Annotated in this window: 12 protein-coding genes; all 12 read right to left on the reverse strand. The window is 59.8% G+C overall.

Going from position 1 to position 15,020, the window contains the following annotated elements; genetic code table 11:
- Position 1: 1 nt before the first annotated feature.
- The 12 genes from HY011_32440 to HY011_32495 all read right to left on the reverse strand — a co-directional run bounded on the left by HY011_32440 (position 2) and on the right by HY011_32495 (position 14,462).
- On the reverse strand, positions 2–556 hold the full coding sequence (locus HY011_32440; protein MBI3427656.1) for a cytochrome P460 family protein: 555 nt from the start codon (positions 554–556) through the stop codon (positions 2–4).
- Positions 557–967: 411 nt separating this feature from the next.
- Entirely contained in the window at positions 968–1,375 is a 408-nt protein-coding gene (locus tag HY011_32445) for a hypothetical protein (GenBank protein ID MBI3427657.1), read from the reverse strand.
- A gap of 118 nt (positions 1,376–1,493) precedes the next feature.
- Positions 1,494–1,964: a hypothetical protein gene (locus tag HY011_32450; GenBank protein MBI3427658.1), complete on the reverse strand. Its 471-nt coding sequence runs from the start codon at positions 1,962–1,964 to the stop codon at positions 1,494–1,496.
- Positions 1,965–2,231: 267 nt separating this feature from the next.
- Complete coding sequence (locus tag HY011_32455; GenBank protein MBI3427659.1) at positions 2,232–2,654, reverse strand: hypothetical protein; 423 nt, start codon at positions 2,652–2,654, stop codon at positions 2,232–2,234.
- 146 nt (positions 2,655–2,800) lie between these two features.
- Positions 2,801–3,430 (reverse strand): response regulator transcription factor, encoded by a 630-nt coding sequence (locus tag HY011_32460; GenBank protein ID MBI3427660.1) that lies wholly within the window; start codon positions 3,428–3,430, stop codon positions 2,801–2,803.
- Between the two features lie 316 nt (positions 3,431–3,746).
- The gene (locus tag HY011_32465) at positions 3,747–6,890 is read right to left on the reverse strand and encodes a hypothetical protein (protein ID MBI3427661.1); all 3,144 of its coding nucleotides are present in this window, start codon (positions 6,888–6,890) and stop codon (positions 3,747–3,749) included.
- Positions 6,814–7,734, reverse strand: a complete 921-nt coding sequence (locus HY011_32470) for a glycoside hydrolase family 16 protein (GenBank protein MBI3427662.1) — start codon at positions 7,732–7,734, stop codon at positions 6,814–6,816. Before HY011_32470 ends, HY011_32465 begins: the two co-directional genes overlap by 77 nt.
- A gap of 534 nt (positions 7,735–8,268) precedes the next feature.
- A complete protein-coding gene (locus tag HY011_32475; protein ID MBI3427663.1) occupies positions 8,269–11,349 on the reverse strand; it encodes an aminotransferase class III-fold pyridoxal phosphate-dependent enzyme in 3,081 nt (1,026 codons plus the stop codon).
- Between the two features lie 110 nt (positions 11,350–11,459).
- Positions 11,460–13,283 (reverse strand): hypothetical protein, encoded by a 1,824-nt coding sequence (locus HY011_32480; GenBank protein ID MBI3427664.1) that lies wholly within the window; start codon positions 13,281–13,283, stop codon positions 11,460–11,462.
- 121 nt (positions 13,284–13,404) lie between these two features.
- Positions 13,405–13,566: a hypothetical protein gene (locus tag HY011_32485; GenBank protein MBI3427665.1), complete on the reverse strand. Its 162-nt coding sequence runs from the start codon at positions 13,564–13,566 to the stop codon at positions 13,405–13,407.
- Between the two features lie 46 nt (positions 13,567–13,612).
- Positions 13,613–13,801, reverse strand: a complete 189-nt coding sequence (locus HY011_32490; protein ID MBI3427666.1) for a hypothetical protein — start codon at positions 13,799–13,801, stop codon at positions 13,613–13,615.
- Between the two features lie 37 nt (positions 13,802–13,838).
- On the reverse strand, positions 13,839–14,462 hold the full coding sequence (locus HY011_32495) for a hypothetical protein (protein MBI3427667.1): 624 nt from the start codon (positions 14,460–14,462) through the stop codon (positions 13,839–13,841).
- Positions 14,463–15,020: the final 558 nt, after the last annotated feature.

Consider the following 15,020-nt stretch of genomic DNA (forward strand, 5'->3'; position numbering starts at 1 on the left):
CTCACCGCTTTCCGTATTCCGTAAAAACGTAATCCCTCGCCTTCGCACTCGTGTGGCACGCGAACCCGCACTTGGCGTCGTTCCCCTGCGGCGGCGTACCAGCGGTGGTGCCGGGCGTGAACGTATCGGATGCGGCGTTGTAATCGAACACGGCATAACCCCAACCGCCGCTGTCCGCGAACCGCTTGCTGTCCTTCACCATGAAGTCCACGTTCACCAAATCGCCCGGCACGGTCGCATCCGGGAAGAACTGGTTCGGTTTCGGTTTCCAGTGAATCTTGGCCATCTTCGCGCCGTCAGGGACGGGCTTGCCGTTGGCGGGAATGCCGGCCTGGTAGGCGGCGATCATCGCGGGATTGCCGAGAATCATTGCGACAACCCTTTCGTTCCGACTGATGGAGATAGCCTGCCATACTTCGTATCCTCTGAACTCTGAGAACGCGAGTCCGCCCGGTACTTTCACGGTGTACTTGTCCTGCGAGGAAATAGCCAAGCCGCTTAAGGCGGCAAGCCAGATCGTGGTAATTCCAATCATCAACATTCTCTTGCGATTCATTGCAGTTCCTCCTATATCAAGTTTGGCGTCCTTATAGCGATTTTCAGATGTATGCGACTGACAGTAGCCCGCGTGTCAGCCTTGTCTCTACCCAAATCTTTCGCGTTTGGCGATTCGGGCTTTTGGCCCTGAAAGGGCTGTGGATATTAGCCGGTGGTGAAGTGCTTCGCGGAACCACCGGAAAAGATGCCACCATTTTCGCGCTCTGAAGGGGCGCTGGGACCGAAGCTGATTTACGAATAAATCAGAGTCCGGCGTCCCTGCCGAGACGCAAACCCAATAACGACGCCGTTCCGGTGTTTCACAACCGGCTAATGTCCGTCGCGCCTTCAGCGCGCAACTGAAAAGATTTGGGTAATGACAAGGTGCAGGTGGTTAGGAAACGATCTGAAACGCCCCGTCGTGGTCACACTACGGCGTTGGGTAGTCCCAAACATCGGGGGGCAACTTATCCTTGAGCGATGCATACATGGCGTCGCGGAACAGTTTCAGCGCCGGATACGGACGAAGGGCAATAGTGCGTTCCACGATCAGCCCCTGCTCGTTGTCCACGATGACCTCGAAGCTCTCGATCTTGTGGCCCTCCATGGTTCCCACCCAGCGCAGGAAGGTGGTGCGCTCATCGAGCTTAAACTCGGCCGTATAAGTACCGGAACCACGAGTAGAGCTTGACTGAGCGAAAATCGCCGCGATGGCTTCACGGCCCTCGATTGGCCGTCCCAGGATCGGGCTGTTGAATACGATGTTTTCGGCAAGCAGCTCGCTCACCTGGGCGGCTGTAGGCTTACCGGATTCCCGTAGTTTGCGTAAGGGATGCATTGTGATTTCTCCTATGAGTGTGACTGTACCGATTACCTAAAGCAGCGCTTCCTTGCCGGGCGGAATACCTTGCGAGGTAGCTCTCCCTCGTTTCTTGATCAGCAGCTTCAATGCCAGTTTAGACCTGCATTATCCTCTCGCTAGCCGCACTGTTCCGGACTTCGATGGCCTTGACGGAATTTTCAAACGCCTTTTCCAAAACCCGCCTGCCGATGGTCCCGAGCACGAAGCCGAGCACCCGTCCCTTGAGGTTCTTGCCGTCGCGTACAACGACCAAATCAATGTCGGTCGTGCCGTTGGGCTGACGCGTGAAGGTGTAGGTGTGGCCCGATGCGCCTCCCCAAATGTTGGAGTCGGTCGTCGTGAGGACGACGCGGTTGGCATCAGACCAGTCGTAGTGCAGGCGTTCCCAGATGCCGCCTGAACCTTCCGTGACGTCGGCCTCCGAGCGGCCCTGGTGATGCACCTTGAGGTACTCGTCGGCGCTGTTGCCAAAGAGCTTCGAGCGGCCAGGCCCGAAGTCTGTAAGCCCGGCGACGTATTGCTCGGGCGTCGAGGTGGTTGTCTGGTGAAGGTGGATCGTGGACATGTGTTCTCCTTTGCCAGGTCATTTTCTTCAGTCTGGCGATGGCAGCGAGCGACGTCATCACCGCCTTGTTTGCCAACGTCACTTTGACCTCGGCTGTGTTGCACTATGCGAAATCGAAGCGCTATCCACATCACGGGATGGAGTGTTTTTTGGCTACTACGGTAGCTGCACGCCGAAATACCACTATTGTGGTAAGCGGGAGTCACCCGGCACAGCGCGGCAGCCGTTCGGCGTCAACGCTTGAAACAGAACCGGACAGGAAAAAACTTAGGCTTTCGGGGCGCGCGCGGCAGGTGGAATGAAAACTTCGCGGCGTCCGAACAGGCGGGAGTCGAGGGAGAATGCGCCCGGGCCGAGGAAAACAAGGGCGGCGGACATGATGGCGACAAAGATAGCCGCGAGCTTTTGGTCGAACAGATGCGGACCGGGCGCGGCAAACCAGGAAAGCGCGAAACCCAGGCTGCCCAACCCTGCCAGGACGCCCGCGACCGGCGTGAAGTATCCGATCAGCAACGCCACGCCGCTGATCAGCGCCAGCAGGCCGATGCTCCAGAGCAGCAGCGTCCGCTGCTCACGCTCAGCCAGCCAGAGCCAGCTTTGCATGACCGCCGTGAATCCGACCGCGACACGCAACAGCAACAGGCCCGCGCCAGGCCAGCCTGCTGGGAATGAGGAAAACGATCTTTGCAACGCGCGCCTCCTTTCTGAGTCGTTGATAAACCGCGAGCGCACTTCAGGCTGAAGAGTAAAGGCAGCGGTCAGAAAGGGAAATTCCCGTAGAGCGGAATCTTTTGCTACCACTTTTGTGGTACGCGCGTTTGCGCCAAAGCGGTGTCTCAAAGCTGGATGATGCCGCGGCGAACGGCGATGGCGACCGCTTGCGTGCGATCACTGGCGTCCAGTTTTTCCATGATGTGCTTGATATGAACCTTGACGGTTTCTTCGGAAATGAAAAGCTGTTCGGCGATGTCGCGGTTGCGATTGCCTCCGGCCACGTGCCGCAGCACTTCGATTTCGCGTTCGGTGAGGGATTCATCGCCCAGGTGCTCGGCGAGTTGCGCGGCGAGTTCGGGCGGAATGCGCTTTTTGCCGGCGTGCACCTGGCGAATGGCTTCGACCAGTTCTTTGGGCGGCAGGCTTTTGAGCAGATAGCCGCGCGCGCCGGCTTCGAGCGCGCGTTGCGCTTCCACGTCGCCTTCAAACGTGGTCAGCATAATGATGCGGGCTGCGGGGAAATCCGCGCGGATGGCGATCAACGCATCAATGCCGCTCATATCGGGCAGGCGCAAATCCATCAACGTCACATCCGGTTGCTGTTGTTGATAGGTTCGAATCGCCTCGCAACCGGTGGCCGCTTCCGCCGCCAGCAACATGTCGGGTTGATTGTTGATGATGGCGGCGATGCCTTCGCGCAGCAGCGGATGGTCGTCCACGCAAAAGACGCGGATGCGGGCTTGTTCACTCATTGATTCTCCTTCTCTGGCTTCTCTAGATCGGTTTTCACTTCGGTGTACGGGAAAACACTGAGCGGCGGGACGGTACCGCGCGCGTCAGCAAGCGGTGTTTGAGCCGTTGAACCATTGGTGCAACGACGCTGTGCCGCTTGCTGACGCGCGCGGTACCGTCCCCACACGCTGCCCCGTATACGCAATTGCAAACTGATCTAGTACTCCATCAAGCTGAAAATGAGGGATGTAGGGCGGGATTAAATCCCGCCCTACATCCCGGATGCGCTCTCAGCATCCATCACTTACAGCTTGATGGAGTACTAGCTTCTCCGGTTCAAGACTTTCTTTTCGTGTCGCGCCAGTACCAGCGCCAATACCAACCAGCCAGCCATCTGGGCCAACGCGCCACGGGCTGGTGTGGAAAGGCAAGCTGACCGGGTACGGAAAGTTCGACTTCCGTGCCCGCGTTGGCGCGGCTGCGCACCTTGAGGCGCGCGCCGATGCGTTCCGCCCGTTCCTGCATGCCCGTCAGTCCCCAATGGCCCGCGCGCCCGGCGCTCAGCACTTGCGGGTCTATCCCGCAACCGTCGTCGCGCACGCACAGACGCAAATGCTGGGCGGCGTATTCCAATTCGACTTCGATGCTCTCGGCCCGGGCATGGCGAAAGGCGTTGACCAGGGCCTCGCGGCCTATGCGATAGGTTTCATCGCGCAGCAGCGGATGCAAGGCGCGGGGCCGCCCTTCGACAATGACGCGAAAGCGCACCGGCGACAGCAAGGCGAGTTCCTGCGGCAACCGGGAAAAGGCCTGTTCGAGATCAAGCGCCTGACTGTCAGCGGCGCGGATGCCGCGAATGGCGTTGCGACCCTCTTCAATGACCTGCCCCATCAGTTGCCCGACGCGGCCTAACAAAGGCTTCGCGGGTGTATCCTCCGGCAATTGATCCACGGCCACATGCAATTGCATGGAAGCGCTGATACAACCTTGCAACAAGGTATCGTGCAATTCCTGCGCGATGCGCGTGCGTTCGGCCAGCCGCTCTTCAAAGCGCACATTCATTTGCCGGGTCATTTGGCGCAACCGTAAGCGATACAGTCCCAGCATCAGCAAGCCGCCCGCCAGCACGGGGGCCAACCGGAACCACCAGGTTTGCCAGAACAGCGGGGTGATTTGAAAAGCGAGCGTGGCCTCCGCGTCATTCCAACGGCCATCGGCATTGCTGGCGCTAACCCGGAAGCGATACGGGCCCGGATTGAGGTTGGTATAAACGGCTTCACGCGCAGTCTGTGGCGCGTTCCAACCCGCCTCGAAGCCATCGAGTTTGTAGCGGAACCGCACCTGCTGGGGCAGCGTCAGACTCAGCCCGGCAAAGCCAAACGTCAGCCGTTGGCGCGCGGCTGAAATACGCAGCGGCTCGTTCAGAGCCAGCGGCTGCCCGTCCGCCAAAATCGTTTCCAGGTGCACCAGCGCCGGCGCCGCGTTGCTAGACAGCCGCGCCGGATCGGCCACCGCCAGACCGCGATTCAGCGAGAACCAGATGCGTCCCCGTGCATCCGCCACGACAGACTGGAAGCGCTTGACGCCCGCGACACTGGGCAAGCCGTCCGCCAGACCGAATTCGCGCACCTCAGCCTCGCCGGGCGTGCCGCCCAGCAAGCCGTCGCGCCTGACTCGCAACACGCGATTGGCCGTCGCCAGCCAGATGGCTCCTTGCTGGTCAGCGGCGATGCCTAAAATAGGTTCATGCAAGGCTGCCGGTCGTACCAGCAAGGGCTGGAAGCGGCCCGAATGAAAAGCGGCGAGGCCCGCGTTGGTGCCGATCCACAGCACGCCCAGCGCATCTTCGCTCAGACAATTCACGGCGTCTGAGGGCAGACCGTCGCTGGCCGTGTAGGTTTGCCACCGGCCATTCGACCAGGCGCTCAAACCGTTCGGCGTCGCCACCCAGAGCGTGCCATCAAAACTTTCCAGCAGCGCCAGCACCGTGTTTGAGGCGAGGCCCTGGGCCTGTGTATACGTCGTGAATTTGCCCGCGCTGAACCGGCTGAGGCCGCCGTTGAGCGTACCGGCCCAGACGCTGCCATCGCGCGTGCGGCAAACCGCATAAACGCTGTTTTGCGCCAGCCCTTCGGCCTGTGTGTACGTGATCGCGCTCGCCGCGCCGCCGCGCAGGCGCAATTGCGTCAACCCGCCGCGCTGCCTGCCGATCCACAGCTCGCCGCCTCCGCCCGCGAGCGCATACACTACGTCTTTGTCCAAGCCAGCGACCGTGACGCGCCCGCGCTGTCCGGTTTGCTCCCGCCAGTGCAACCCGCCCGTCAGCGGCGCCAGCCACACGCGGTTTTCCGCGTCCACATACAGCGGCCCGTTCTTTTCGGCGGGCAAATCTGTCAGCGCTAAAAACGTGGCCTCGCGCAACCGTTCGAGGCCGTTGGCCCGACCGATCCAGAGATTGCCTTCCCGATCTTCAAACACCGCTGTCACAGCCTTGCTCGTGCCGCGCGCGTCTTCGGCCAAAGCGGCTACGCCCTGGGCATTGAACCGCAGCAAGCCATGCGCGTTAGTGCCCACCCAGATGTTTGCATCACGATCACGAGTCAGCGTCAGCGCCTGAACGTGTGTCAGCGCGGCGGGCAGCCCGGCTTGCGACAGTTCAGACCCATTCCAGCGCACGACCCCGCGATCAGTGCCGATCCATAATTCCCCCTTTTCAGCCGGCAGCAAACAATTGATCTTCCGGTCAGGCAGCCCCTCGGTGAGATTGACTGTCTGTGCGCCGCTCAGCCGGAACAGTCCTGTATCCCGCGTGCCCAGCCAGAGGTCTCCGTTGGGCACCTCCGCCATTGCAATCACCAGGAAGTTAGGCCGGTTGGACATCGGCGCGAGCGTCACCAATTTCCCTGCTTTGTATTTGAGCGTGCCGTTGACGAGGGTTGAAAATAGCAATTCGCCACTGGCCCCCCGCACCATCGCGGTCACGCCGGGTTCCGCCCGCGCGAGCGCCGTCAGGACATTCTCAAATTTCCCGGCGCGATACCGCACCAGACTCGGACTCTGCGGCCGTATCCACAGATTCCCTTCCGCGTCTGTCGCCAGTCCCAGCACCGGCCCGGCGGGCAGCGCGGGAAAGGCGACATGCTGTAGCAGGCAGAAACTCAAGCCGTCGAATTGCACCAGCCCCTGCTCTGTCCCCAGCCAAAGATAGCCGTCGGCGGTTTGCGCGATGGCGTAAACCGGCCCGCCCGGAACCCCCTGTTCTTCGCTCCATTGATCGTGCCGGTATTGAGACAACGCCCTGGCCGGATCGAGCGCATAGGCCGTCTGGACGCAGCAAGCCAGCGCCAGCCCCGCCCAGAGCCAGCGGCTGCGCCCAACATGTTTCGCCAGCCCAACAAAGCCCTCAAGGCAGGTATTCGAATTTCTCAATGACCACCTCGGTTTCGTTTTGCAACGGGCTAGCGGTGCCGCCGAAGACATACAGGTTCAGATGAACCGTTTCGCCACCCGGCGTGGGAATCCCCGACGTGAAAACATGCCCGGCAATTGGTGTGGCACCTCGGATGCCGCGGCCCCGCACGCTGCTAAAAACCACCCGCCCCGGCTCCCAGCGAAAGCTATGCGTGAGGACGCCCGCAGGCGCGGCAAACCGGGCGACGTTGGCGGGCACGTAGTAAGGCTGGATCGCATATTGCGCGTTCTTGCTGGCGGGATCACCCCAGCGCGTGAGTTCAATGTCTATTTCGCGGTGATTCTGCTTAGCCTCCAAATCATCCCAGGTGAACAGGCTCAAGACGGCGGCGGGTTCCAGATGCGCCGTTTCCTGGACGGTGAAGAGATAGGTGCCATAGCCGAGGCTGCGCGTGAGCTGTACTTCCGCACAATCCCACGCGCTGGCGCGCTGCGTCAGGCGCAAATGCAACGCGCCGCGCGCATCCGTCCAAACGTTGGCCGGAGCATAGGCATTGAGCTTGCCGCCGCGTTCGCTGGGTGCGCTGCGGACTTTCCATTCATAGCCGCTGAAGTTGAGGGGCTTCACGGTGGCGGCCAAAGTGCCCGCGCCTTTGACCACTGCCACAGCCGCCACGTCGCCACCGCTGGCGGGCAATTCATCCAGCGTGGCTGGCGGCCGGTAGCCCGGCGCAACCAGTAACGCCGCATATTCGGTGCCGAGATGGATTGAACTCTTCCATTGTGAATCCGCCTGGATTGCCGTGAAGGGCTGGTTGCGGGTCGGCTGCACCCACCAGACGCCGCTGCGGGCAAAAAGCACCAGGCGTTGTCCGGCCCGCGCGCCGGTCACGCGCCCGGCGATGGGTTCCACCCGGTTTGGCCCGCCCGCATCTGTCGGTGGAACCTGCGTGAATTCAATAGCAGGAGAGGCGCTGGTTCCTGTCGCGCGGCAACTGCCCAACAGCAGACCGGCGAATAGCAGTAAGGCTCCTTGCCAGGCCAAACCGGTTTGGCCGCCGGAAGCATTGGCCCGTAAACCATGAAAGACTTGAGTGGTCTGCCGTTGCTGCACCGATAAAATTCCTCGGCTTTCTACTCTTAAGGCCGCCCGTTTCTTGCGCGGATTGGCGACGCCGTGTTCTGCTCCGATTTTTGAACTTGGCGAACCCCGCCCTGCGCTCGTTGCCTGCGTATTTTGCCCCAACACCACCATATCGGGCCAGCCAAGCCGGGTGTTGCATTAGATCGGTTTTCACTTCGGTGTAGGGCCAAAGTCGCGCCGGGACGGTACCCCACCGTACACGCATTGAACCGATCTAAATTTGCTGATGGTCTATTTCGCAAACATCATGGCGCGCCAGCGGGGACTTTTACGCCAAGCCAGAATTGGCCGCGCCGGACGGCTTCAACCGCGCACGGCATCTTCGTTCAGGATGCGCGCCAGCACTTCAATAAAGAAATCCGCCTCCGCCTCCGTAAAAATCAACGGCGGACGCAACTTGATGACGTTGTGATACGGCCCATCCGTCCCCGCCAAAATGCCGTGGTCGCGCAGCCGGTTGACGATGTATGACGCTTCGGCAGCCGCCGGTTCCGACGTCGCGTGATCGCGCACCAATTCAATCCCCAGAAACAATCCAGACCCGCGCACATCGCCAATCAGCGGGAACTGCGGCAGCAACGCGCGCAACCCCGCCAGCCAATGCCCGCCCACGCGCAGCGCGTTCGCTTGCAGGTGCTCTTCCTCCAACACATCCAACACCGCCAGCCCCACCGCGCACGCCACCGGATTGCCGCCGTAGGTGCTGAAAAATTCCATCCCGTTATCAAACGAGGCCGCCAGCTCCGGCGTCGTGACGACTGCCGCCAGCGGAAACGCATTGCCGATGGGTTTGCCGAGAACAACGATGTCGGGCACCACGCCCTGCGTTTCAAAGCCCCAACGATGCGTGCCCAGACGGCCAAAGCCGACCTGCACTTCATCGGCGATGCAGACGCCACCCGCCGCGCGCACGTGGCGATAGACTTCGGCCAAATAACCCGGCGGCAACACGATCTGGCCGCCCACGCTGGGCAACGTCTCGGCAATGAAGGCCGCGAAGCCGTGCGGCAACCCCGCGATAATGTCGGCGACGTGCTGTGCATATTTGCGCCCGGCCTCGGCGTCGCCGCGTTTGTACGGGCCGCGATAATCGTCAGGGATGGGCGCGATGTGCACCCAAGGCTTTTTGCCCGTACCGCCGGGGCCGTTGAATTTGTAAGGGCTGATGTCAATCAGCGCGGTCGTGTGCCCGTGGTACGCCGCCTCCAGCACAATCACGTCGTCTTGCCCCGTGTACGTGCGCGCCAGACGCAAGGCGAGTTCGTTGGCTTCGCTGGCGGAGTTGAGAAAGTAACAGACGCGCAATGGCTCTGGCATCAACGCGGTCAGGCGTTCGGCGTAGCGCGTCAGGTTGTCGTGCAAATAGCGCGTGTTGGTATTGAGCAGGGCCAGTTGTTGCTGAGCCGCACGCACGACACGCGGATGGCTGTGGCCCACGAGCGGGACGTTGTTGTACACATCCAGATAGGCGCGCGCCGTCTCGTCGTAAAGGTACTGCTGCCAGCCACGCACCATTTTGAGCGGCTGGCGATACGAAATGCTCAGATTGCGGCCCACATGTGCGCGTCGTGCCGCCAGCGTTGTGGCATGTGCGGGTTCGGCTGTGGGGAAGCGTTCCGCCGGAATGCCCAGGATCACATTCGGATCGGGTGAAAGGCTCTTCCAAACCTCGCGCTGGCTGGCATACGCCACGCCGGGAAAATCGCGGTCTAAACCCAGCAGATCGGTGATGAGTTGGAAATGCAGATGCGGCGTCCAATCGCCATTTGTCGGCGGCGCACCGATGCGCGCGATGCGTTGGCCGCGCCTGATAGCTTGCCCCGGCGTAAGCGCCGTCAAAACCTCTTCATCCAAATGACCGTAGAGCGTGAAGAACGCCAGTCCGTCATCGGTCACGTGCCGCAGGATCAGCAGCGGCCCGTAATCAAGCCGCGCCGTGTTGTTGGCAACACAATGCACGACACCATCCAAAGGCGCATAAACCGGCGCGCCCGGCGCTACAAACAAATCAATACCCAGATGCACGGTACGATGTTCGTCGGTGGGCTGACTGCTGCCAAGCATGCTGCTGGCAAACGCGGGCGTGGTGTAAAGCGCCCGCGCTTCGTCATATCGCCCAATGCCGACGGCCACGCTCGCACGTTTCATTTCAGCGAACAGCGTGGCGGTCAGCGTGTCAGTCGCAAACGCCGCCGGGTCAGCGCCCAGCAACAGGCTGCCGATGCTGAGGTCAAACACAATGCTCGGCGCGCTGCGCAAATCAACGTCGAGCGCCGAAGCGAATTGCGCGGCGTTTGCGCGCAGCCAATCCACAACGCGCGAACTGTGTGGCACAGGCGGCAAACCGCACGCCTGGCGAAAGGTGTAATGCGCCAGCGGCGGCGGAATGGCGGCGAGCGCTTCCAACGCCGCCCACGCGGGCCGTTCGCTGATGGTGATGTAGGGATCGTCAGGCTGTTCGAGTTTGCGCTGCGCCGAATTCACCACGCTCACGCACAGCCGCGCACAAATCAGCGGATAGAGCAGTGACAATTCCTGTTCAGTCAGCGGGAAAACGCTGTGATAGCCAGCGATGACTTGCACGGCGCTCGCCAACGGATTCGGTTTATCGAGCAACGCATAGGCCGCCGCAATCGCCACCTCGAACACCGTGCAGGTGCGCAGCATGTCGCCGAAATCAATTACGCTGACGGCGGCGCGTTGACCCGCCAGCAACTGCGCACGGTCATCATTGACCAGCACGTTGTAATCGTTGGCGTCGTTGTGAATCACGCTCTGTCTGAGCGCGGGCAAGGCGGGCACGACTTCGCTTTCATATTGGCCGAGCAAGCGTTCAACCAAACCGCGCCGCACGTGGTCGTCAATGCAATGCAGGCACTCTTGAATCCAGCCCGCACGCGCCAAATCCCATTTCATTTCACGCGCTGTTGCCGGGTGCTCGAAATCAATCAACGCCGCATCCACCTGCCCCAACAGCGCGCCCAAGCTGAACAACAATTCCGGTGTGTGCGGATTGGCCTGTGCCAGCAAGCGTCCAGGCACGTAACTCAACAGCCAAACCAGACGCTCCGTGCCAGTTTCGCTTTTCACCATCGCAATTAATTCGCCATTCAACGCCGGGCAAACGCGTTGCAATGCCAGTGCGGGCGCGCGTTCGGCCAGATGCCGCAGCGCCGCGTATTGCATCTCGACCAGCGCGCGCTCACGGTCGGCGTGCATAATTTTCAGTACGTATTCCGTGCCGTCACTGGTGTTGAGGTGAAAGTTGTTATCGTATTCGCCGGGCAGTGCACTGGCAGTGGCGTTCAAGCCGTAAAACTCTTTTGCCAGCCGCGCCGCCGTCTCTGGGTTGAAAGCCCGCGCAGGACTTGGTTCAAGCGTCATCGGTGCTCCTGATATTTTGAAGATTGCGCGCCATCAAAGCAGGCTCGCGCGAAATCTTCAAGCGCATCAGGAACTGGCCGTTTCGCCCGTGCTGAGGCGGTGCCAGCCCTTCACTTGAACAGCATTCTGACGGGATTGGCCCGCTTGCCATCCGCTTGCACTTCCACCGCGACCTCGCCACGGCCCGCCAGTGCGCGCGGCAAGCGCAGGTTGAGTTGATCCAAGCCCACCAAGCCATCCACCGGCCCTGCGTATTCCACCGGAACATTCAACCCGCCAACCGTTGCCGTAACTTTCGCCAATTCGCTGCGCCCACGCATGCCAGTGACGAAGAGTACGAGAAAGACCGTTTCATCCGTGCGGTTCACTTCCAGCGGCAACGCGACAGGCCGGTTTTGCGCGTCATACTGAAAGAGCGCCTCGAAGCTTTGCGTCCCGTCGGCCTTGACGCGCAACGCCACGCCAGCGGGCAGCCCGCTGCCATTCGCCTCCGCCGTAAAGAGGCTGGGGGCCACGGTGGCGATGTTGGCGTGCCATACCTGATTCGTGCCCCCCAGATTCACCGTCGCCAAGCCGGGAGCGGTCTCCGGCGGGATTTGGAAGTTAATCTGCGGCGGCGTCGCGGCGAAAAGGAAAGCATTGCGTTGCCGCCCCGCGCTGTCGGTCACTTGCACCATCACGTCTGCCAGTTGTGAGGATGGCAATTGCGTAGCAGGCGCGTCGGATTCCACCTGTGGCAACGCCGCTGACGTTGTCAGGTTGTTGCCGAAAATCGCCGCAATGCTCCCACTCGCTACATCCAATGCACGATAACTGGCGGCTGAAACCGTTGGTGGCAGCAGCGTCGTGCGATACAGCTTATCCACATTGGCGGCGTAAATGTTTGCCCCGCTCACTGTGATGGGCGCGAAGAGGTAGCTAAAATTCTGTCTGATGAGATCATTCGCCAAAGCGAGCGGCTTGGTCGCCACGGCCCACGTCTCGCCATCGTCATCAGAGAAATAAACGTTCCCCGGTGATGTTGGACTGGGCATGGTCAACGATTCCCCCGCCGTGGCCGACGCATACAGCAGCGCTCTCTCAGACACCAGGTCAAACACTTTGCTGAAACCAGCGATTTGATTGGCGGGTAGGCCGCGCATAAATCCAGCCCAACTTGTCCCCCCATCAATGGAGCGAAAGACTTGCTGTGGCGGATTGTTCTCGCGGCCAATCATGAATAGATTTTTCCCGCGCGCGACAAAGCTGTTGCGGTCACGAAAGGGGTAGCCAACTCCGTTGGGCGGACTGACGCGCACCCAACCGCCTGTGTCCGCGCGGTAGCGATAAAACTGGGAGATGACCCAAAGCAGCACATCGCCCTCGCTAAATGCCACCGGCCCATAAGTAAAATTCGTGCCCACGGGCAAGCCGATAGGCCGCTCGCGCCAACTAGCGCCGCCATCGGTCGAGAGAAAAACCGCTTGATACGGCGCACCCGCCGTCGCCACCAACGTCTCACCATTGACCGCCAGACATCCGATGGGCGCGACAACACCGGGCAGGAATGACACCGTCAACCCGTTGTTGAGTGGAGTCCACGTCAACCCGCCATCATTCGGCCGCCGCACGCCGCGGCCTGTCGCATACAAGGCGTTATTCGCGGCGACGAAACACCCGACGATGGAACCATCCGTGTTGGTTTCAAACCCGGCCACCGCCGCCCAGCTTTGCCCGGCGTCGGTCGAACGATACACGCCAGTGTTGCGCAAGCCCACGCCGCGCGCCGCCAGTACCAGATTGCCGTTGGCATAGAGCACTGAAATGTTGCCGGTGCCGGGGAGCGGGAGTTCAGCCCAGTCGGAGCTTTGCGCGTGGAGCGGTGGGGCGACTGAACAAAGGAAGAAGTAGCCGAAGAGAAGGAAGAGGAATGAAGGCAAAGTTCGTTTGGTCATGCTGATACTCCTGCTGTACTGGCGTTGAAGCTGATTTCATCACAGCAAGCACGAGTTCCGCCCTATAAGGCAGCGTCATCTGTTCGTTCGGTTCCAATGCCATCGCCGCACTTGTCACGAGTCACGTGCCCAGCCGGTCGGGGTGATGATAATTGGTCGCGCGCGGTGTTTGTGTCGCCAGCAATCGTCCGCCCAGATAGACGTAACTCTTTGCCCGGTTGAGCGCACTGCCGGTGTCGTTGAATTCGGCCAGGATGGAGTTGCTATCCCAGCTGTCTAGCAAGTCACGAACGACTTGGTCGCAAGCGGTGAGAGGCAGGCATCCCAAATTACTTTTTCGAGCCTTTTACCAGGAAATACAAACCCACAGTGAAAAGCAGTCCGCCTAAGACAACCCCGGCAAGTTGTCCGCTTGCATATGCCCCACTGCTCTCCGATACACGGCCACGAGTGAAGTGTGAAATCAGAATTCCTGCGCCCCAGATGACGCCGATAACTCCAAAGATTCGATTGCGCATTTGAAAACTCTCCGGCCCTGATGAAGACGCTTTAGCATTAAACTGCGTCTGCATTATCGCCACCGTAAAGCACTTCCGCAGTATCCAAAACCCAGTGATAGATGCTGGGAAGCTGAGAAGCCTTGATATCCTCGTCACTAACCTCTGAGCCATCTATCTGATAAACACAATCTTCGCCAAGTAGTATAGCGATTTCTGTGGACTCAATATCTATTCCAATTCGCAGAAACCCAGCTAAGTAAGCTGATGGGCCGATATGCCCCCTACTCAATTGTGCATCTCCAGCTACGGCTTCGACAGTTTCGTAGATGGAAAAAAACTCTTGCAAGGAAGCGGGCAAATGATATTCCATTTGAAAGCTAGTAGTCGCTCTTATGCATTTGAACTTGGTTGTATCACCTAGCAAGTTGTATGCATTTTCTCTCGCCTCTACTAGGCTTAAATTGTTGATACTAACCGTGGCTTGCACCACACCTTTAGCGGTCGGGGTAGTTTGCCAATGGCTTGAACGCAGCCAGAGAAGCCGTCCTAGAAATCCGAGCACACTCATACACACTAGGAAAGCTGTTAAGTATGTTATGCCGATCGCCCCGGAAATGCTGTAGGCGATGAGATGCGCAGCAAGGATAACCGTAATTATGAACTGTGGCTTTGGTGTCATGCCATATTCACTACTCCCCCCCAGTTGGGGTCATTTACATCTTTCGCCATTGGCAGCCGCTCTGGCTGCGGTTGTACCAGGATTTACCGCACTTGTTGCAAGCTTCTCTTGTGCCCGTAGCGTGCGATGCGCAGCAACATGCTCGGTTTGGCTCAGTAGTTTTGTGTTCAAGCGACTGCTATGAACCCATGCCGGCAACCCACCTGTAGGGAAAAGGGTTGGCGCCCCGCCAGGATGCCCGAAAAGAGGTTGGATATGATGAAGCTGTTTACCGCCCCGCTCAATGCTAGCTGTTGCCTTGGCCGCTTCCCGGTATACTTGTTTCCGAACAGCGGTTTTGGCAGCGTTCTTCAATAGCGCCGATCCTCCTGTTAACAAAACCTCTCCTCCAACCTCAATAACCTCTCCTGTCTTATACAATACTGTGGACATTTTTCGGGGTAGCAATGAAATGAAAAGGGTCGTTTGCCAGAAAGAAGGTGTCTACCAAAACTCCTTCTCTTGTCGCACGACCCGTGACCGTAGTCACGGCTACCTTAAAACAGATGCCGGGGCTCG

The organism is Acidobacteriota bacterium, assembly GCA_016196035.1.
GTDB lineage: Bacteria > Acidobacteriota > Blastocatellia > RBC074 > RBC074 > JACPYM01.